The 17,858-nt window shown below is 73.7% G+C and carries 19 protein-coding genes; 6 read left to right on the forward strand and 13 right to left on the reverse strand.

What is annotated here, in order from left to right; all coding sequences use genetic code 11:
• Positions 1 to 26 precede the first annotated feature (26 nt).
• The 5 genes from mtlA to ACZ466_RS38105 all read right to left on the reverse strand — a co-directional run bounded on the left by mtlA (position 27) and on the right by ACZ466_RS38105 (position 5,196).
• Complete coding sequence (gene mtlA, locus ACZ466_RS38085; RefSeq protein WP_378281772.1) at positions 27 to 1,232, reverse strand: mannitol-specific PTS transporter subunit IIC; 1,206 nt, start codon at positions 1,230 to 1,232, stop codon at positions 27 to 29.
• A gap of 53 nt (positions 1,233 to 1,285) precedes the next feature.
• Entirely contained in the window at positions 1,286 to 2,227 is a 942-nt protein-coding gene (gene pfkB / locus ACZ466_RS38090) for a 1-phosphofructokinase (protein WP_378281773.1), read from the reverse strand.
• 205 nt (positions 2,228 to 2,432) lie between these two features.
• A complete protein-coding gene (locus ACZ466_RS38095; protein ID WP_464041841.1) occupies positions 2,433 to 2,993 on the reverse strand; it encodes an HU family DNA-binding protein in 561 nt (186 codons plus the stop codon).
• A gap of 91 nt (positions 2,994 to 3,084) precedes the next feature.
• Positions 3,085 to 4,311, reverse strand: coding sequence for a helix-turn-helix domain-containing protein (locus tag ACZ466_RS38100; RefSeq protein WP_378281775.1), 1,227 nt, complete (start codon positions 4,309 to 4,311; stop codon positions 3,085 to 3,087).
• Positions 4,312 to 4,404: 93 nt separating this feature from the next.
• Positions 4,405 to 5,196 (reverse strand): IclR family transcriptional regulator, encoded by a 792-nt coding sequence (locus ACZ466_RS38105; RefSeq protein ID WP_378281776.1) that lies wholly within the window; start codon positions 5,194 to 5,196, stop codon positions 4,405 to 4,407.
• A gap of 115 nt (positions 5,197 to 5,311) precedes the next feature.
• On the opposite strand from ACZ466_RS38105, the gene ACZ466_RS38110 reads away from it, so the two are divergent.
• From ACZ466_RS38110 to dmpG, 3 genes are read left to right on the forward strand one after another with little or no spacing between them, the layout of a single operon-like run.
• Positions 5,312 to 6,106, forward strand: coding sequence for a 2-keto-4-pentenoate hydratase (locus ACZ466_RS38110; protein ID WP_378281777.1), 795 nt, complete (start codon positions 5,312 to 5,314; stop codon positions 6,104 to 6,106).
• Positions 6,103 to 6,999 carry an acetaldehyde dehydrogenase (acetylating) gene (locus tag ACZ466_RS38115; RefSeq protein WP_378281778.1) on the forward strand — a complete coding sequence of 299 codons (897 nt, stop codon included), beginning with the start codon at positions 6,103 to 6,105 and terminating at the stop codon, positions 6,997 to 6,999. Before ACZ466_RS38110 ends, ACZ466_RS38115 begins: the two co-directional genes overlap by 4 nt.
• A complete protein-coding gene (dmpG, locus tag ACZ466_RS38120; RefSeq protein WP_378281779.1) occupies positions 6,996 to 8,039 on the forward strand; it encodes a 4-hydroxy-2-oxovalerate aldolase in 1,044 nt (347 codons plus the stop codon). Before ACZ466_RS38115 ends, dmpG begins: the two co-directional genes overlap by 4 nt.
• Here the strand turns inward: dmpG and ACZ466_RS38125 are convergent.
• Together ACZ466_RS38125 and ACZ466_RS38130 are read right to left on the reverse strand one after the other, a co-directional pair.
• Positions 8,036 to 8,281: a hypothetical protein gene (locus ACZ466_RS38125; RefSeq protein WP_464041842.1), complete on the reverse strand. Its 246-nt coding sequence runs from the start codon at positions 8,279 to 8,281 to the stop codon at positions 8,036 to 8,038. The genes dmpG and ACZ466_RS38125 overlap by 4 nt on opposite strands.
• 431 nt (positions 8,282 to 8,712) lie before the next feature.
• The gene (locus ACZ466_RS38130) at positions 8,713 to 8,898 is read right to left on the reverse strand and encodes a hypothetical protein (protein WP_378281781.1); all 186 of its coding nucleotides are present in this window, start codon (positions 8,896 to 8,898) and stop codon (positions 8,713 to 8,715) included.
• Between ACZ466_RS38130 and ACZ466_RS38135 the strand changes: the two genes are divergently transcribed.
• From ACZ466_RS38135 to ACZ466_RS38145, 3 genes are all read left to right on the forward strand, one after another.
• Positions 8,857 to 9,468: an ABC transporter ATP-binding protein gene (locus ACZ466_RS38135; RefSeq protein ID WP_378281782.1), complete on the forward strand. Its 612-nt coding sequence runs from the start codon at positions 8,857 to 8,859 to the stop codon at positions 9,466 to 9,468. The two genes, ACZ466_RS38130 and ACZ466_RS38135, sit on opposite strands and share 42 nt — an antisense overlap.
• A 32-nt stretch (positions 9,469 to 9,500) precedes the next feature.
• A complete protein-coding gene (locus tag ACZ466_RS38140) occupies positions 9,501 to 10,259 on the forward strand; it encodes an ABC transporter permease (RefSeq protein WP_378281783.1) in 759 nt (252 codons plus the stop codon).
• A gap of 107 nt (positions 10,260 to 10,366) precedes the next feature.
• The gene (locus ACZ466_RS38145; protein ID WP_464041843.1) at positions 10,367 to 11,245 is read left to right on the forward strand and encodes an MOSC domain-containing protein; all 879 of its coding nucleotides are present in this window, start codon (positions 10,367 to 10,369) and stop codon (positions 11,243 to 11,245) included.
• On the opposite strand, the gene ACZ466_RS38150 is transcribed toward ACZ466_RS38145, so the two are convergent.
• From ACZ466_RS38150 to mmsA, 6 genes are all read right to left on the reverse strand, one after another.
• Positions 11,223 to 11,993, reverse strand: a complete 771-nt coding sequence (locus ACZ466_RS38150) for a class I SAM-dependent methyltransferase (RefSeq protein ID WP_378281785.1) — start codon at positions 11,991 to 11,993, stop codon at positions 11,223 to 11,225. The two genes, ACZ466_RS38145 and ACZ466_RS38150, sit on opposite strands and share 23 nt — an antisense overlap.
• 141 nt (positions 11,994 to 12,134) lie before the next feature.
• Complete coding sequence (locus ACZ466_RS38155; protein ID WP_378281786.1) at positions 12,135 to 12,605, reverse strand: hypothetical protein; 471 nt, start codon at positions 12,603 to 12,605, stop codon at positions 12,135 to 12,137.
• Positions 12,606 to 12,700: 95 nt separating this feature from the next.
• On the reverse strand, positions 12,701 to 13,561 hold the full coding sequence (locus ACZ466_RS38160; protein ID WP_378281787.1) for an SMP-30/gluconolactonase/LRE family protein: 861 nt from the start codon (positions 13,559 to 13,561) through the stop codon (positions 12,701 to 12,703).
• An 89-nt stretch (positions 13,562 to 13,650) separates the two neighbouring features.
• Positions 13,651 to 14,847, reverse strand: a complete 1,197-nt coding sequence (locus tag ACZ466_RS38165) for an aldose epimerase family protein (protein WP_464041844.1) — start codon at positions 14,845 to 14,847, stop codon at positions 13,651 to 13,653.
• A gap of 56 nt (positions 14,848 to 14,903) precedes the next feature.
• Entirely contained in the window at positions 14,904 to 16,196 is a 1,293-nt protein-coding gene (gene mmsB / locus ACZ466_RS38170; protein ID WP_378281789.1) for a multiple monosaccharide ABC transporter permease, read from the reverse strand.
• The gene (gene mmsA / locus ACZ466_RS38175; RefSeq protein WP_378281790.1) at positions 16,193 to 17,854 is read right to left on the reverse strand and encodes a multiple monosaccharide ABC transporter ATP-binding protein; all 1,662 of its coding nucleotides are present in this window, start codon (positions 17,852 to 17,854) and stop codon (positions 16,193 to 16,195) included. Before mmsA ends, mmsB begins: the two co-directional genes overlap by 4 nt.
• Between the last annotated feature and the right edge of the window lie 4 nt (positions 17,855 to 17,858).

The raw sequence follows: 17,858 nt of genomic DNA on the forward strand, positions 1-17,858 counted from the left end.
GGGTCGGGTGGTCGGGGCCGCCGCGGCTAGCGCGCGGCCGGTTGCTGGGCGGTGCCCGTGTCCGTTCCGGTGTCTTCGTTCGTGCCCGTTTCCGTGGCCGCGGCCGCCTCGTCCCCGGAGTCCTTCCCTTCGGGGGCCGCCTCGTCCCCGGAGTCCTGCTCGCCGGAGGGCCGGTCCTCGGCGAGCTTGCCGAAGCCCAGCAGCGCCGCGCCCACCGCGAACGAGACGGCGGCCGAGGCCAGCAGCCCGCCGTAGACGCCGACCCAGTTGCCCACGCCCCGCGGCGTCTGGGCGAGGTAGGCGAAGATGCTGCCGGGGGAGGGCGTGGCGACCAGTCCGGTTCCGGCGGCCAGGAAGATGGCGATGCCGGTGGCGCCCCCGGCGATGGCGGCCAGGATCATCCGCGGCTTCATCAGGATGTACGGGAAGTAGATCTCGTGGATCCCGCCGAAGAAGTGGATGATCGCGGCGGCGGGGGTGCTGGGGCGCAGCCGGCGCGGCCCGAAGAACATGTAGGCCAGCAGCACGCCGAGCCCGGGGCCGGGGTTGGACTCCAGCATGAACAGCACCGACTTGCCGGTCTCGGCCGCCTGCTGGACGCCCAGCGGCCCGAGCACGCCGTGGTTGACCGCGTTGTTGAGGAACAGCACCTTGGCCGGCTCGATCAGCACCGAGGTCAGCGGCAGCACGTCGTGGTCGACCAGCCAGCCGACCGCGTCCCCGGCGGCCTCGGTGAAGGTGCGCACGACCGGGCCGATCGCCACGTTCCCCGCGATCGCCATCGCGGCGGCCAGGATGCCCGCGGAGAAGTTGTCCACCAGCATCTCGAAGCCGGTCCGCACGCGGTCCTCGATCAGCCCGTCGAACAGCTTCATCAGGTACGCGGCCAGCGGGCCGATGATCATGGCGCCCAGGAACATCGGCACGTCGGCGCCCACCACCAGTCCCATGGTGGCCACGGCGCCGACCACCGCGCCGCGCTGGCCGTGCACCATCCGGCCGCCGGTGTAGCCGATGAGCAGCGGCAGCAGGATCTTGATCATCGGGTCGACCAGCTCGCCCAGATCCTTGTTGGGCAGCCAGCCGGTGGGGATGAACAGCGCGGTGATCAGACCCCAGGCGATGAACGCGCCGATGTTGGGCATCACCATGCCCGCCAGATGGCCGCCCAGGCGCTGGACGCGGGCCCTGACTCCGTCGCCGGTCGGTTGCGGGGTGTACGCAGTGGCCATGACGGCCTCCTGATGGTCCGGGGGGGTGGGGGTGGAGGGAAAGGTGTCGCGGGTCAGCTCACGAGGGGCTGGTCGAGGTCGGGCCGGGAGTGGATGCGGACGATGTCGTGGCGGATGTCGGAGCGCCGCGGCATCCGGCTGGCGGGCAGCCGCACCGCGGCGGCGCCCCAGGCCAGCGCCTCGGCGAGCGCGCGCGGGCCGCGCGCCCCGGCGGCCAGGAACCCGGCGAGCAGGGCGTCGCCCGCGCCGACCGTGCTGCGCGGGTGGGCGACGGGGGCGTCGCCGGCGATGACGCCGTCGTCGTCGACCAGGACCGCGCCGTCGGAGCCCAGGCTCACCAGCACCCCGCGGGCGCCCCGGGCGCGCAGCTCGCGGGCGGCCTCGACGACGTCGGCGAGCCGGCCGACGGGGCGCCCGACCGCCTCGGCCAGCTCCTCCCGGTTGGGCTTGACCAGGTCGGGACGGGCGGGGAGGGCGGCGAGCAGCGCGGGCCCGCTGGAGTCGATCGCGACCCGGATGCCGGCCGCGGAGACCCGGCGGCACAGCTCGGCGTAGATGCCGTCGGGCACGCCCGGCGGCAGGCTGCCGCAGCCCGCCACCCAGCTCGCCGCGGCGGACTCGGCGGCGACGGCCCCGGCCACCTCGGCCAGCTCGTCGCCGGACAGCGGGGCGCCGGGCTCGTTCAGCTTGGTGACCACCCCGCCCGGCTCGGCGATGGTCACGTTGGAGCGGGTGCGCCCGGCCACCGGCACCGCGCGCACGGCCAGCCCCTCGGCCGCCAGCAGCCGCCGCAGCTGCTCGCCCTCGGAGCCGCCGACCGTGACCACGGCGGTGGAGGCGACCTCCCCGCCCGCGAGCAGGGCGCGGGAGACGTTGACGCCCTTGCCGCCCGGGTCCAGCCGCGCCGAGCGCGCCCGGATCATCTCGCCCCGGGTCAGGACGTCCACCTCGATCGTCCGGTCCAGGCTCGGGTTGAGGGTCACCGTGACGATCATCCGCGGGCCGTTCCCCGCTCCGCACCCGGCATGTTGTTTCCTCCAGGTTTTGAGTTGGTTCTCCTTTGTTTACGCCCGTGAGTGTCCGAGGTCAAGACCTGAAGGCCGGAATGGGTGGGCTGGATCACAGAAATGGCAAGCGAAGCGGGCATGCGAGAAGCCCCGCGCGTGCGGCACGCGCGAGGCGGAGGGGGCGGCGGTAACGTCAGCGAGCCTTGGCGGCCTTCTTCCCCGAGCCGCCCTTCTTGCCGTCCTTCCCGGTCTTCCCGGCCTTGGCGTTCTTGACGGTCTTGGTCTCCTTGCGGGCCTTCCCGCCGTCCGCGGCGGCCTGCTTGGCCTTCTTCGCCTTCTTGTCCTTCTTCGGCGGCTTGGCGGCCTGGACCTCGGCGGACGCGGCGGCCTCCTCCTGGACGGCCGCCGCGGCCGTGGCCCGCGCCGGAGCCGGGGCGGGTGCCGCGGCGGCGGCCGTCCCGCCGGACGCGCCGTCGGCGCCCTGGGCCACCCGGTTACGGAACGTCTGCCCGAACCGGAACCTCGGCACCTCGCCCGCCGCCACCTCGACCGTCTGCCCGGTGCGCGGATTGCGGGCCGTCCGGGCGGGGCGGGCGGCGCGGTCGAAGGTGCCGAAGCCGGTCACCAGCACGCGCTCACCGGCCGTGACGCTGTCGACGATGGCGTCGAACACCGCCTCCACGTGGCGGCGCGCCACGGCGCGCTCGCTGCCCGCCCGCTCCGCCACGGCCTCGATGAGTTCGGTCTTGTTCATCCGCTGTTCCCTTCGCCGCAACCCGATTGTGCTGGTCAGGCTAGACCAGCGGGGTGGCGCCGACCACCCGGACGGCCCGGAGGGCGCGGGATCAGTCCTCGTGCGGCTCGACCAGGTGCTGCCAGCTGTGCAGCAGCAGGAGCAGCTCCAGATGGCGTCCGGGGTCGTTCAGCTCGCCGGAGAACAGCTCCTCCAGGCTCGACAGCCGGTAGCGGACGGTCTGGGTGTGCACGTTGAGGCGCTGGGCGGCCGCGGCGGCGTTGCGCCCGTTCTCCAGGTAGGTGAGCAGCGTCGACACCAGGCGCCGCCGCTGGTTGGGGGTGAGCTCCAGCAGCGGACCGAGCCGCTGCGGGATCGCCGCCTCGATCAGGTCCAGCCCGACCGAGGCGACCAGCGTCGGGAGATGGTCCACGCAGCGCACCAGGCCGTCGCCGGGGATCTTCCCCGCCTCGGCCAGCTCCAGCGCCCGCCGCGCCCAGTGCAGCGACACGCTCCCCCGGGACAGGTCGACGGTCGGGCCGACCGCGGCGGGCGTGCCGCCCAGCGCGGCGAGCAGGTCGCGGTGCCCCGGGCTGTCGGGGTCGGGGACGACCAGCGACGGCACCTGGCTGTGCCAGTCGGCCAGCACCGGCGGCGGCAGCAGCGGCGGGGCCTGGTCGCCGAGGCTGCGCACCGCCACCACCGCGATCGTGGACGGGGTGCCCCAGCCGGTGGATCGTGCCAGCTGGGTGATCGCCACCCGGTCGGCCAGCCCGTCCCCGGTGAGCATGGCGTGCAGCCGGGCGCGCAGGTGCTCGCGCTGGCTGCCGGGCCGGTCGTGGACGCTCGCGTAGCCGCGGGTGGCCGCCTCGGAGATCGCGTCCAGGAACACGAACAGCGCCTCGATCAGCCGGCCCAGCGTCTCGTGCGGCCAGTCCAGCCGGGCCGCGTCGGTGGTGAAGCGGCGGGCGGCGACCTGGCCGCACAGCCGCATCGCCGTCTGCAGGCTCTCCAGGCTGCGGCCCTTGCGCGCCTCGTACGCGCCGATCTCGGCGTAGATCTGGCGCAGCGGCTCCCAGGAGGCGTCCGGGCTGGAGACCACCACCAGGAAGTCGGAGACGGCCTGCCGGATGGCGCCCCACATCTTCTGCCCGTAGTTGCTGCCCAGCGGCCGGGAGTACTCGGGGATGCGCTGCCGGATCCAGTCGATCATCTCGTGCGCGACGTCGTCGACGTACGGGCGGATCGGGTCGATCACCTCCGGCGGGAGGGTGCCCCATGGGATCTCGGGGACCCCGGGGGCGTTCCTGACCCCCGCCGCTCCCGTTCGCTCGCTCAAGGTCGCCTCCTGGCCCGGCGGTGATTGCTCATTTACTGATAAGTAACCTCTTGGTGATATCCAACACGCCGTCCAACAGTCAAGGTGCCCAGCTCAGCGGCGGCGGGCCGGGCGCGCCCCGCCGTCGCCGAGCGTGCCGCCGCGGTGGCCGAGCGTGCGCGACAGCGCCAGCGCCGCCGTGTGGACGGCGGGGGAGACCTGGTCCAGGCGCATCCGGTTGCTCCAGCCCGACACCGACAGCGCCCCGAGCACCTCGCCGCCGGGGCCCAGGACCGGGCCGGCGGCGCAGACCACGCCCTGGGCGGACTCCTCGTGGTCGTAGGCCACCCCGGCCCGGCGGATCCCCTTCAGCTCCCGGGCGAGCAGGCCGGGCGCGACGGTGCTGCGCTCGCTGAGCCGGGGCAGCCGGCCGTCCAGCACGGCCCGCGCCACCTCCGGCGGCGAGAAGGCCAGGATCGCCTTGCCGACGCCGGTCGCGTGCGCGGGCAGCCGCCCGCCGACCCGGGACGGCATCGGCGGCCCGCCGGGCGACCGGAGGATGTCCACATACACGACCTCGCTGCCCTCCAGCACCGCCAGGTGCACGGTCTGCCGCGTCGCCTCCCGCAGGTCGGACATGTAGGGCAGGGCGGCGTCGCGGAGCGCGCGCTGCCGCGGGACGCGCTGCCCGATCTCGAACAGCCGCAGGCCGAGCCGCACCTCCGCGCCGTGCCGTTCGAGCAGCCCCTCCTCCACCAGCGTCAGCGCGATGCGGTGGACGGTGGACCGCGGCAGGCCGGTGCGGCGGGCCAGCTCGGCGGCGCCGACCGCGTTCTCCTCGGCGCGGAAGGCGTTGAGCACGGTCACGACGCGGTGCAGGTAGGTGTCGTCGGTCGCGGGGGCCATGCGCTCACCCTAGGCGGGATTCCGCGGGCCGCGTCCCGTCACGTGGGACGAGACCGTTGGCTCCGGCGGCTCCCGGGGATCAGGATTCACCTGCGGAAACGACGAAAGGACGACCATGGACCCCGAATCCGTGGGGAAGGCGGCCACGGGACTGCTGGAGGCGTACGCCACCCGCGTCCCGGTGGCGCCCCTCACCGAGACGTTCCCGGACGTGTCGCTCGAGTCGGCGTACGCGGTCCAGCGCGCCCAGGTCGAGCGGTGGGTCGCGGACGGCGCGGTCATCAAGGGCCACAAGGTCGGGCTGACCTCGGCGGTGATGCAGCGGCAGCTCGGCGTGGACCAGCCGGACTACGGGCACCTGCTGGACACCATGTTCCACACCGACGGCGCGCCCATCGACGCCGGCCGGTTCGTGCAGCCGCGGATCGAGCCCGAGATCGCGTTCGTGCTCGGCCGGCCGCTGGCCGGGCCCGGGGTGACGGCGGCGGACGCGGCCGCCGCGGTGGACTTCGTGCTGCCCGCGCTGGAGATCATCGACTCCCGGATCGCGGACTGGCGGATCACGCTCCCCGACACCGTGGCCGACAACGCCTCCAGCGGCGGCGTCGTCCTCGGCACCACGCCGGTCCGGCCGGACGGGCTGGACCTGTCGCTGACCGGCTGCCTGCTGCACCGCGGCGGCGAGCTGGTGCAGACCGGCGCGGGCGGCGCGGTGCTCGGGTCCCCGCTCAACGCGCTGATCTGGCTGGCCAACGTGCTCGGCCCGATGGGCGTCACGCTGGAGGCCGGGCACGTGGTGCTGCCCGGCTCGCTCACCGCCGCCGTCCCGGTCGCCGCCGGGGACACCGTGACCGCGGCGTTCGCCGGGATCGGCACCGTCACCGCACGCTTCCGAGGGGAGGGCTCGTGAGCACGCTCACCGCCGCCATCGTCGGGCCGGGCAACATCGGCACCGACCTGCTGGTCAAGCTGCTGCGCAGCGAGTCGATCGAGGTGCACTCCATGGTGGGGGTGGACCCGGAGTCGGAGGGGCTGGCGCGGGCCCGCGACCTGGGGGTCGAGGCGTCCGCGGGCGGCGTGGACTGGCTGCTGGGCCAGGCCGTCCTGCCCGACCTGGTCTTCGAGGCCACCTCCGCCAAGGCGCACCTGGCCAACGCGCCGCGCTACGCCGAGGCCGGGATCCAGGCCATCGACCTCACCCCCGCCGCGGCCGGGCCGTTCGTGTGCCCGCCGGTCAACCTGGACACCCTCGCCGACGCGCCCAACCTCAACATGATCACCTGCGGCGGGCAGGCCACCATCCCGATCGTGCACGCGGTCGCGTCGGTGGCGCCCGTCCCCTACGCCGAGATCGTGGCGTCGATCGCCTCCCGCTCGGCGGGGCCGGGCACCCGCGCCAACATCGACGAGTTCACCCAGACCACGGCGCGGGCGATCGAGTCGGTCGGCGGCGCCGACCGGGGCAAGGCGATCATCATCCTCAACCCGGTGGACCCGCCGATGATCATGCGGGACACGGTGTTCTGCGCCATCCCGGCCGACGCCGACACCGCCGCCATCGCCGCGTCCGTGGACGCCATGGTGGAGCGGGTGGCGGCCTACGTCCCCGGGTACGCGCTGCGCGCCGAGCCGCAGTTCGACGAGCCCCGCGACATCTGGAACGGGCACGCCCGGGTCGCGGTATTCCTGGAGGTCCGCGGCAACGGCGACTACCTGCCGCCCTGGGCCGGCAACCTCGACATCATGACCGCCGCCGCGGCCCGCGTCGGCGAGCGGCTCGCGGAAGGGAAGGTGGCGTCATGAACGCCGCTGTCGACGAGAAGATCAGGCTGACCGACTCCACGCTGCGCGACGGCAGCCACGCCATGGCGCACCGGTTCACCGAGGGCGAGGTCCGCGGGGTCGTGCACGCCCTCGACCGGGCCGGGGTGGAGGTCATCGAGGTCGCGCACGGCGACGGCCTGGGCGGCTCCTCGTTCAACTACGGGTTCTCGCTCGAGGACGAGGTCAAGCTGATCGCCGCCGCCGTGGACGAGGCCGAGCGCGCCCGGATCGCGGTGCTGCTGCTCCCGGGCCTGGGCACCGTCGAGGACCTGCGGCAGGCGCACGGCGTGGGCGCGTCCGTCGCCCGGATCGCCACGCACTGCACCGAGGCCGACGTGTCGGCGCAGCACTTCGCCGCCGCCCGCGACCTGGGCATGGAGACCGTGGGCTTCCTGATGCTGTCGCACCGGATCGGCCCGGCCGAGCTGGCCGCGCAGGCGCGGATCATGGTGGACGCGGGCGCGGAGTGCGTGTACGTGGTCGACTCGGCCGGGGCGCTGGTGCTCGGCGACGCCCAGGAGCGGGTCGCCGCGCTGGTCGAGGAGGTCGGGCGGGAGGCGCAGGTCGGCTTCCACGGCCACCAGAACCTCTCGCTGGGGGTGGCCAACTCCGTGCTGGCCGTGCAGAACGGCGCCCGGCAGATCGACGGGGCGCTGTGCGCGCTGGGCGCGGGCGCGGGCAACGCGCCGACCGAGGTGGTGGCCGCCACCTTCGACCGGCTGGGCATCGCCACCGGCGTGGACGTGCAGGGCGTCCTGGCCGCCGCGCAGGACGTGGTGCGGCCGTTCCTGCCGCGGCTGCCGTTCGCCGACCGGTCCGCGATCACGCAGGGGTACGCCGGGGTCTACTCCAGCTTCCTGCTGCACGCGGAGCGGGCCGCCGAGCGCTACGGCGTGCCCGCGCACGCGATCCTGCAGCGGGTCGGCGAGGCCGGGTACGTCGGCGGCCAGGAGGACATGATCATCGACGTGGCGCTGCAGCTGGCCGCCGAACGCGACCGCGCCGGCGCCGCCGGCTAGCCCTTCCCCTGACCGCGCCGTGCCGTCCGTCGACGGCGCGGCGCGGCGGGCGCGGTCAGGCGGGCTCGGGGTTCGGGCGGGTCTTCGAGATGATGCGGGCCGCGCCGACGCTGATGGCGCGCCTGGAGGAGCTGGGCGGGCAGATGGTCGACCGGCTCGCCGAGGTCCTGGCCGAGGAGGCCGGGGCGGCGCCGGACGACCCGCTCCCCCGCCTGGTCGCCGGCCAGATCGGCTGGTGCCACGCCCAGGTCTTCGGCGAGATCGGCCGGCGCACGGCGGCGGGCGAGGACCCCGGCACGATCGCCGCCGCGCTGCTGGACCTCCTCGACGCCGTCGAGAGCCGACCGCGTCCTGAACTACCGTTCCTAAGGACTGTGCATAAGTTGCTCAGCCGCGCGCCCCGAACGGTCTTGGACGCACTGGTCCCCGGCGTACTCGACCCCGGGGCGGCGACACGCATCCCGTGCGTGGTCCGTTCCCGGGAGGCCGGTTCCCTGCGCGACCTGGCCATGTTGGCTCGACCAGAGGCGACGGGGAGGCCCCAGACCATCACTCCGGTGGAAAGGGGGCCCCGCACGCCGACATCAAACCCAGCGTCCCAGATCGCGCTACTTAAAGTACGGGGACGAACACAAAACGTCAAGTCGGATCACTTGATCACCCGCCTTTTCACTCAATCGACCTCACAGGCGAACAGTTCGCACCCCTCGGTCAGGCCCAGGCTGCGCTCCCGGCCGCGCACCTCCTCGCGCAGCCGGGCCAGCACCGCGCGGGCCGGGGACAGCGGTCGGGCGGCCGCGGACGATCTCCGCCAGCCGTGCTGCCGCCCACCGGAGGCGAGGCGACCGTCGCCGGCCATGACCTGCTCCGCGACCCGGCCGGGGTGCGCGCCCGGATCGGGTACGTGGCGCAGTCCGGCGGCCTCGACCCGGCGTGCGGCGTGCGCGAGGAACTGGTCACCCAGGGGCGCCTGCACCGGCTGCCCAAGGACGCCGCGCGCCGCCGCGCCGGCGAACTGGCCGGGGACCTCGGCCTGGGCGACCTCATGGACCTTCCCACCGCCGCGCTGTCGGGCGGCCAGCGCCGCCGCCTGGAGATCGCGCTCGGCCTGGTCAACCGGCCCGAGGTGCTGTTCCTCGACGAGCCGACCACCGGCCTGGACCCCGGCAGCCGCTCCGACCTGTGGGACCTGGTGCGCCGGATCCGCGCCGAGCACGGCACCACGATCTTCCTGACCACCCACTACCTGGACGAGGCCGACGCCCTCGCCGACCGGGTGGTGATCGTGGACGCGGGCGCGATCGCCGCCGAGGGCACGCCCGCCGAGCTCAAGGCCCGGCACGGCGGCCCCGGTGCCGGCCTCCAGGACGCCTTCCTCGCCGTCACCGGACGGAGCGCGCCCCCCGAACAGGCGCCCGTCGCCATCTGACCCCGCCCGCCCCACCGACCCCGGAAGTTCCGATGCCCGCTCTCCTCGCCGACACCGGCGTCATCTTCGGCCGCGCCATGCGCGCCACGCTGCGCTCCAAGACCAACCTGTTCTTCGGCATGCTGCAGCCGCTGCTGTTCCTCGCGCTCTTCGGCCCCCTGCTGACCGAGGTCGCCCTCGGAGTGGACGGGTCGTCCTGGCAGGCGCTCGTGCCCGGCCTGCTCGTCCAGCTCGCCCTGCTCGGCGGCTCGTTCGTCGGGCTGGGCATCATGATGGACCGCACCCTCGGCGTCATCGACCGCATGCGCGTCACCCCCGTCAGCCCGGTCGCGCTGCTGCTCGGCCGCGTGCTGCGGGACGTGGTGCAGCTGGTCGCGCAGTCGGTCCTGCTCGTGCTGCTCGGGCTGGCCTTCGGGCTGCGCGCGCCGCTGCCGGGCGTCCTGCTCGGGCTGGCGTTCGTCGCCGTGCTGGCGGCGGCGCTGTCGGCGCTGTCGTACGGGCTGGCGATGAACGTGGGCTCCACGCCCGAGTTCGCCGCGATCGCCAACACGGCGATGCTGCCGCTGATGCTGCTGTCGGGCGTCCTGCTGCCGATGAGCCTGGGCCCGGCGTGGCTGGACGCGGTCTCGCACGCCGTGCCGTTCCGCTACACGGTCGACGCCGTGCGGGAGGCGTTCCTCGGCCACTACGCCAGCGGAACCGTCGCCGTGGGAGCCGCCGTCACCCTGGCGCCGGCGGCCCTCTGCCTGGTCGCGGGCGCCCGCCTGTTCGCCCGCACCGCCAGGACCTGATCCGGGCGAACCTGACGTATTCGTGTCAGGTACGCGCCGAAACCCTGGCCTCCGGCGGCGGGCGGGCCGTAGCGTCCCGCCTGTCGCCGAGTGAACCAGGGGGAGTCTTGGCCGTCGTCGTCGAACTCGTGACCTATCCCGTCAAGGGGTGCGCCGGTATCGGGCTCACCGCGGCCCGGGTGGGCGAGGCCGGTCTCGAACACGACCGCGCCTTCATGGTCGTGGACGGCGGCGGAACGTTCCGCAGCCAGCGGCGCGATCCCCGGCTCGCGCTGATCCGTCCCGAGATCGGCGCCGACGGGGACCGTCTCACCCTGCGCGCGCCGGGCACCGGCCCCGTCGCGATCGACGTGGACGTGCGCTCGGCCCGCGGCGACGTCGAGCTGTTCGGGACCCCGTACCAGGGCATCGACCAGGGGCCGGAGGCCGCGGCCTGGCTGTCGGACTTCCTCGGAGCGCCCAGCAGGCTGGTGCGGGTCCCGCCCGAGCACGACCGCGTCACCGGCGGCCTGACACCGGGACGCGCCGGATACGCCGACAGCGGCGCCGTCCACCTCGTCTCGCGGGCGAGCCTGGACGAGCTCAACCGGCGGCTCGCCGACGCCGGGCACCCCGCGCTGCCGATGAGCCGGTTCCGGCCCAACATCGTGATCGACGGACCGGAGGAACCGCACGCCGAGGACGCGCTGCGCGGCCTCGCCATCGGCGGTGCCGGGCTCGCCTTCGCCAAGCTCGCCATCCGCTGCGCCGTCACCACCGTCGACCAGGACGGCGGGAGGAAGGCCGGTCCGGAACCGCTGCGGACGCTCGCCGCCTACCGCAGGGTCCCCGAGGGCGGTGTCGCGTTCGGGACCAAGCTCTCCGTGGTGCGGCCCGGCACGGTCGCGGTCGGCGACACGGTGGGCGACGAGGCGGCCGGCGGTGACGGCGGCGGGATCGCCGCCGTCACCGCCGGCGGGCGGCTCAGTCCCGGAAGCCCTGGATGAAGGCGAAGCGGTCGGTGTAGGTGATCTCGTGCTCGGGGTGGTGGAGGCGGATCGTGTCGACGCCGGCGTCGATCTCCTCGGCGGAGAACGACGACAGCACCGACATCCACTGGTTGCGCACCAGCGCGATCCACTGCTCGCGGTCGATCGTCACCGCGTACTCCTCGTGGCGGTGCTCGGTGCGCAGGCCCGCGGCGCGCATGGCCGCGGCGATCGAGTCCGGCTCGGGCTGGTGGGCGGCGAAACGTTCCAAAGCCTCGGGGAACAGCGGGTAGTCCAGGCGCCGGGGCAGCGTCACGATGAGGACGCTCCCGCCCGGCGCGAGCCGGTCGGCCAGGCCGCGCAGCGTGGCCGGGATGTCCTTGACGTGGTGGATCGCCTCCTTGAACACGAAGGCGTCGACGTTCTCGTACGGGAGCGTCACCTCTCCGGAGGCGATCTGCTCGGCGGTGGCGCGGACGGGGGAGAGGCGGGGGTCGTCGGGGAGCAGGTCCAGCATGTGCTGGGACGGGTCGATGCAGAGGATGGGCGTCCGGGCGGAGGCCGTCTCCAGGAGCCTGCTGAGGAACAGGCCGGTGCCGGAGCCGATGTCGGCGATCCGGTCGCCGGGCGCGGGCTTCAGCCAGGACATGATGCGGTCGGCCATCCACGCGATGTATTCGGGACGGTCGGCCCAGTTGCGTTCGTAGGTCTCCGCGATGCGCTGGTAGTGCTCGTCGGTGACGTCGATGGTGAGGGATCCTTTCACGCCGCCCCCGGCCGCGGCGCCGCGCCGCACCCGCGGCCGGAGGACTTCAGGAATTAGGAAGCTTCCGTAAATAGGGGGATTGTCGGGAAGCTCCCTTCCCAGCGGGCGGCGCCGGACAAACCTTCGCCCGGTCAGAGGCGGTCACCCGGCCGTGTTCCGCGCCTCCAGGACGCGGATGTACTCGACGAGCCGCACACCGATGTCGAACGCCAGGTCCGGGTCGTCCAGATCGGGGTCCGGCCAGGTCTCCGACACCCGCCGCCACGACCCGCGCCCCAGGAACGCCCCGGCGACGGCCTCCTCGCCCAGCTCCGGCCGCCAGCGCCCCTCCCGGGCCCGCAGCCGCTCCAGCGCCGCGTCGTTGTCGGCCTCCTTCGGGTGCTCCGCGTGGAACCCGATCTCCACCGCGAACGCGCGGGCGCCGGACCCGGACCCGGCGATCTCCGCGTCGATGATCTGCGCCTCGTAGTGCTCGCGGGCCGCGGTGTCGGGCGACCCGTACCAGACCTTCACGCCGTTGCGGCGCACCTGCACCCGCGGCTCGCCCGGATCGCGCGGCGCCGCGCCCCGCACCACCTCGCCGACCTGCTCGAACAAGCCCGTGTCCAGCACCCGCGTCCTCCTGAAACGATCTTTTGAGGGGCAACCTCCCCAGTGTGCCGCCGCATTCCGCCGCGCGGGCCTCAGCCGGGAAACGCGGGGGAGCCTCAGCCGGGAAAGGCGGGGGAGGCGGCGCCCCGGCCCGCGTCCCGGACGACGAACAGCGCGCCCGCGTCCGGCGTGCCGGGCGGGACGCCCTGCGAGGCGGTGGTGATGTAGAGATCGCGCAGGTCCGGGCCGCCGAACGCGCACGCCGTCGTCAGCGGGACCGGGACCTCGACGGTGCCGTCCAGCGCGCCGTCCGGGGTGAAGCGCAGCACCCGGCCGCCGCCCCACACCGCCACCCACAGGTTGCCGTCGGCGTCCACCGTCAGGCCGTCCGGCTCACCGGGCTCCGGCACCTCCGCGAACGGGCGGCGGCCGGTCGGCAGGAACGTGCCCGGCTCCACGTCGAAGACGTCGATCCGCCCGGTCGGAGTGTCGATGTAGTACATCAGGAGGCCGTCCGGGCTCCAGCCCAGGCCGTTGCTGATGGTGACATCGTCCAGGATCACGGCCGTCCCGCCGCCGGGCTGCACGCGGCGCAGCCTCCCGCCCCCCGGCCGCGTGTCGTAGCGCATCGTCCCCGCCCACAGCGCGCCGTCCGGCCCCACGGCCGCGTCGTTGCCCCGCACGCCCTCCTCCGGGTACTCGGCGAGCCAGCGGAACGAGCCGTCCGGGTCGTACAGGCCGACCCCGTCGCGCAGGTTGACCGCCAGCCCGCCGCCGGCCCGCGGCTTGGCCGCGCCCACGTGCTGCGGCGTCGCCCGCAGGACCGTGTCGGCGCCGGTGACCGGATCGTAGGCGTGCACCTCGCAGGCCAGGATGTCCACCCACAGCAGCCGCCCGCCGGCCGGGTCCCAGGTCGGGCCCTCGCCCAGCGCCGCGCCGGCGGCCACGGCCACCTCGATCTCGTTCGTCGAAGTCATCGTCATGCTCCAGGACTGCTCCGGGAAGGAAGGGATGGCCGGGCGGTCGCGCCGCCCGGCCGTCCCATTGTGATCAGTGTCCGCCCGGATCAGCGCGCGGAGAACGCGTACACGGTGGTCGTGTCGTACACCTGGCCCGGCCGCAGCGTCGTGGACGGGAACCCCGGCTGGTTGGGCGAGTCGGGGAAGTGCTGGGTCTCCAGGCAGAACCCGTCGCCCTGCCGGTACACCTTCCCGCTCGTGCCGGCGAAGGTGCCGGTCAGGAAGTTGCCCGAGTAGAACTGCACGCCCGGCTCGGTGGTGTGGACGTCCATGACCCGGCCGGAACGCGGCTCGGTGACCCGCGCCGCGCGCGACAGCCCCGGCCCCTGGCGGTCCAGGACGAAGTTGTGGTCGTACCCCTGGCCGACCAGGATCTGCGGGTGGCCGTCGCGGATCCGCTCGCCGATGGCGTGCGGCGCCGTGAAGTCGAACGGCGTGCCCCGCACGGGCGCCCGCTCACCGGTGGGGATGAGCGTGGCGTCCACCGGCGTGTAGCGGCTCGCGTCGACCTGGAGCCGGTGGTCGTAGACGTCGCCCGACCCCTCCCCGGCGAGGTTGAAGTAGGTGTGGTTGGTCAGGTTCACCACCGTCGGCCTGTCGGTCGTGGCCCGGTAGCCGATACGCAACTCGTTCTTCGGCGTGAGGGTGTAGGTGACGGTGGTCTTCAGCGTTCCGGGGTAGCCCTCCTCCCCGTCGGGGCTGGTCCGCGTCATGCGCAGGGCGACGTTCCCGCCCTCCTGTACCGGCTCGGCCTTCCAGACCCTCTTGTCGAAGCCCCGGTCCCCGCCGTGCAGGCTGTTGGGCCCGTTGTTGGCGGCCAGCCGGTAGGTCGTGCCGTCGAGGGTGAACCGGGCGCCGCCGATCCGGTTCCCGTACCGCCCGATGATCGCGCCGAAGTAGGGGTTGGCCTCGGTGTAGGCATCGCCGAGGTAGCCCGCCAGCGAGCCGAAGCCCAGCGCGACGTTGCCCGGCCGCCCCTTGCGGTCGGGCACCTCCAGGCTCTGCACGATGCCGCCGTAGGTGAGCACCCGGACCCGCATGCCGCGTCCGTTGCTCAGGGTGTAGCGCTCGATCTTCGTGCCGTCGGCCAGGGACCCGAACGGCTCCCTGCCGATCTCGGGACGGCCGGCGCCCGCCGGGGCGGGCGCCGGACCGGCGGCGGCCGGGACGGAGGCCGCCACCAGGGCGGCGGCCAGTACCGCCGTGCCGGCCAGGGGCGTTGTCCAGTGGGGGATGAACCTCATGACTCTCCTCTCGGGGGCGGAGCGGGGAGGAACGAGCTCGGCGGGGAGGATCGGTCTCAGCGCAGGACGGGGGCGCCGGCGCGGCGTTTGGTCCACACGTCGAACGCGACGGCGGCCAGCAGCACGATGCCCTTGACCAGCATCACCCGCTCGCTGGGCGCGCCGATCAGCGACATGCCGTTGTTGATCACGCCCATGATCAGGCCGCCGGTGATCGCGCCGACCACCTTGCCGACCCCGCCCTGGACGGCGGCGCCGCCGATGAACGCGGCCGCGATCGCGTCCAGCTCGAAGGTGTTGCCGGCGGTGGGCCCGGCCTGGTTGAGCCGGCCGGCGAAGATGATCCCGGCCAGCGCGGACAGCACGCCCATGTTGACGAAGATCCAGAAGACCACCGACCTGACCTTCACGCCGGACAGCGTGGCCGCCTGCAGGTTGCCGCCCACCGCGTAGATGCGGCGGCCGAACACCGCCCGGTTGGTCAGCAGCGTGTAGCCCAGCACCAGCGCCGCCAGCAGCACCAGCACCCAGGGCAGGTTGCGGAACCGGGCCAGCTGCACCGTCACCGCCATGATCAGCGCCCCGGCCGCGGCGATCTTCAGCACGAAGACCGGGAACGGGTCGACCGTCTGGCCGTACCCCAGCCGCGCCGTGCGGGTCCGCCACTGCGCGGCCGCCAGCCCGGCGACCGCCGCGACCCCGGCCAGCAGGCTGAACAGGTCCGCCCCGCCCAGCGCGCCGAGCCCGACGTTGCCCAGGTAGCCGGCCGTGAAGCCGTTCGACAGCGTGCGGACCTCCGACGGGAACGGGCCGATGCCCTGGTTGCCCAGCACGGTCAGCGTCAGCGCCCGGAACAGCAGCATCCCGGCCAGCGTCACGATGAACGACGGGATCCCGAAGTAGGCGATCCAGTAGCCCTGCCAGGCGCCGATCAGCCCGCCCGCCGCCAGCGTCACCAGCAGCGCCACCGGCCAGGCCAGGTCGTGGTTCACCATCAGCACCGCGGCGATCGCCCCGGTCACGGCCACCACCGACCCGACCGACAGGTCGATGTGCCCGGAGATGATCACCAGGATCATCCCGATCGCCAGGATCAGGATGTAGGAGTTCTGCACGATGATGTTGGAGATGTTCTGCGGCTGCAGGAGGTCGCCGCCGGTCAGCGCGGTGAACAGCACCACGATCAGGGCGAAGGCGACGTAGATGCCGCTCTGCCTGATGTTGATCGACAGCCGGTACGGCGATCCGCCGCCGTCCCCCGCCGGGCCGGCCTTCCCCGGTCCGCCCGGTCCGGTCCCGGAGGCATCGGTGCCGGCGCCGGCGCCGGCGTTCGCGGGCGCGCTGCTCATGGGACCTGCTCCTTGTCCTTCGGCGTGCCGCCGCCGGGCTCGTCCCGGCCGTCGCGGTCCATGGTCATGTGGGTCATGAGGCGCTCCTGGGTGGCCTCGGCGCGCGGCACCTCGGCGGTGATCCGGCCCGCCGCCATCGTGTAGATCCGGTCGCACATCCCCAGCAGCTCCGGCAGCTCGGAGGAGATCAGCAGGATCGCCTTCCCCTGCTCGGCCAGCCGGTTGACGATCGAGTAGATCTCGTACTTGGCGCCCACGTCGATGCCGCGGGTCGGCTCGTCCAGGATCAGCACGTCCGGATCGGTGAAGATCCACTTGGACAGCACGACCTTCTGCTGGTTGCCGCCGCTGAGCTTGCCGGTCTCGCTCAGCACGCTGGGCGCCTTGATGTTCAGGCCGGTGCGGAAGCCCTCGGCGACCCGGTACTCCTCGTGCCCGTTCACCCAGCCGCGCCGGGCCAGCCGGCCCAGCCCGGCCGCCGACACGTTCCGCTTCACGTCCTCGACGAGGTTGAGGCCGTAGCGCTTGCGGTCCTCGGTCGCGTACGCGATGCCGTGCCCGATGGCCTCCCGCACGGTGCGCGCCTCGATCGGCCGGCCGTCCTTGAACAGCCGGCCGGAGATGCCCGTCCCGTACGAGCGGCCGAACACGCTCATCGCCAGCTCGGTGCGGCCCGCGCCCATCAGCCCGGCCAGCCCCACGATCTCGCCGCGGCGCAGCGTCAGCCCCGCGTCCGCGACCACCACCCGGCCGTGCTGGGTGGGGCTGTGCACCGTCCAGTCCTCGATCCGCAGCACCTCGTCCCCGATGTCCGGCTCGTGCGGCGGGTAGCGGTGCTCCAGGTCGCGGCCGACCATCCCGGCGATGATCCGGTCCTCGGTGACCTCGGCGCGGGACGGGTCCAGCGTCTCGATCATGCGCCCGTCCCGCAGGATGGACACCGAGTCGGCGATGGCCAGCACCTCGTTCAGCTTGTGCGAGATGATCAGCGAGGTGATGCCCTCGGCGCGCAGCCCGCGCACCAGGTCGAGCAGGTGCGCGGAGTCCTCGTCGTTGAGCGCGGCGGTCGGCTCGTCCAGGATGAGCAACCGCACCTCCTTGGACAGCGCCTTGGCGATCTCGACCAGCTGCTGCTTGCCGACGCCCAGGTCGGCGATCGGGGTCACCGGGTTCTCCGGCAGCCCGACCCGCTCCAGCAGCCGCGCCGCCTCGTGGTTGGTGCGGTTCCAGTCGATCAGGCCGAGCCCCGGCAGGAGGCCCCGCGGGCCGCGGCGCGGGCCGCCGCGCCGGGACCGTCCGGAGGACAGCTCGTTGCCGAGGAAGATGTTCTCGGCGATCGACAGCTGCGGGCACAGCGCCAGTTCCTGGTGGATGATGACGATCCCGCGCCGCTCGCTGTCGTGGATGCCGGAGAACCGGCACGGCTCGCCCTCGAAGCGGATCTCGCCCTCGTACGCGCCGTGCGGGTACACCCCCGACAGCACCTTCATCAGCGTGGACTTGCCCGCGCCGTTCTCGCCGCAGATGGCGTGGATCTCGCCGCGGCGCACCGACAGGCCGACGTCCTGGAGCGCGTTGACGCCGGGGAAGGTCTTGGTGATCCCCCGCATCCGCAGGATCTCGCCGCCGGCCTCGGCGCCGGTCGTGTCGTTGGTCATGGCG

This window comes from Actinomadura rugatobispora (genome assembly GCF_055379765.1).

Excerpts from the sequence above, each read along its gene's own strand:
- mmsA (WP_378281790.1), bottom strand. The coding sequence starts at position 17,854 with ATGACCAACGACACGACCGGCGCCGAGGCCGGCGGCGAGATCCTGCGG.
- ACZ466_RS38160 (WP_378281787.1), bottom strand. The coding sequence starts at position 13,561 with ATGACTTCGACGAACGAGATCGAGGTGGCCGTGGCCGCCGGCGCGGCG.
- mtlA (WP_378281772.1), bottom strand. The coding sequence starts at position 1,232 with ATGGCCACTGCGTACACCCCGCAACCGACCGGCGACGGAGTCAGGGCC.
- ACZ466_RS38140 (WP_378281783.1), top strand. The coding sequence starts at position 9,501 with ATGCCCGCTCTCCTCGCCGACACCGGCGTCATCTTCGGCCGCGCCATG.
- mmsB (WP_378281789.1), bottom strand. The coding sequence starts at position 16,196 with ATGAGCAGCGCGCCCGCGAACGCCGGCGCCGGCGCCGGCACCGATGCC.
- pfkB (WP_378281773.1), bottom strand. The coding sequence starts at position 2,227 with ATGATCGTCACGGTGACCCTCAACCCGAGCCTGGACCGGACGATCGAG.
- ACZ466_RS38130 (WP_378281781.1), bottom strand. The coding sequence starts at position 8,898 with ATGGCCGGCGACGGTCGCCTCGCCTCCGGTGGGCGGCAGCACGGCTGG.
- ACZ466_RS38105 (WP_378281776.1), bottom strand. The coding sequence starts at position 5,196 with ATGGCCCCCGCGACCGACGACACCTACCTGCACCGCGTCGTGACCGTG.
- dmpG (WP_378281779.1), top strand. The coding sequence starts at position 6,996 with ATGAACGCCGCTGTCGACGAGAAGATCAGGCTGACCGACTCCACGCTG.
- ACZ466_RS38095 (WP_464041841.1), bottom strand. The coding sequence starts at position 2,993 with ATGAACAAGACCGAACTCATCGAGGCCGTGGCGGAGCGGGCGGGCAGC.
- ACZ466_RS38165 (WP_464041844.1), bottom strand. The coding sequence starts at position 14,847 with ATGAGGTTCATCCCCCACTGGACAACGCCCCTGGCCGGCACGGCGGTA.
- ACZ466_RS38110 (WP_378281777.1), top strand. The coding sequence starts at position 5,312 with ATGGACCCCGAATCCGTGGGGAAGGCGGCCACGGGACTGCTGGAGGCG.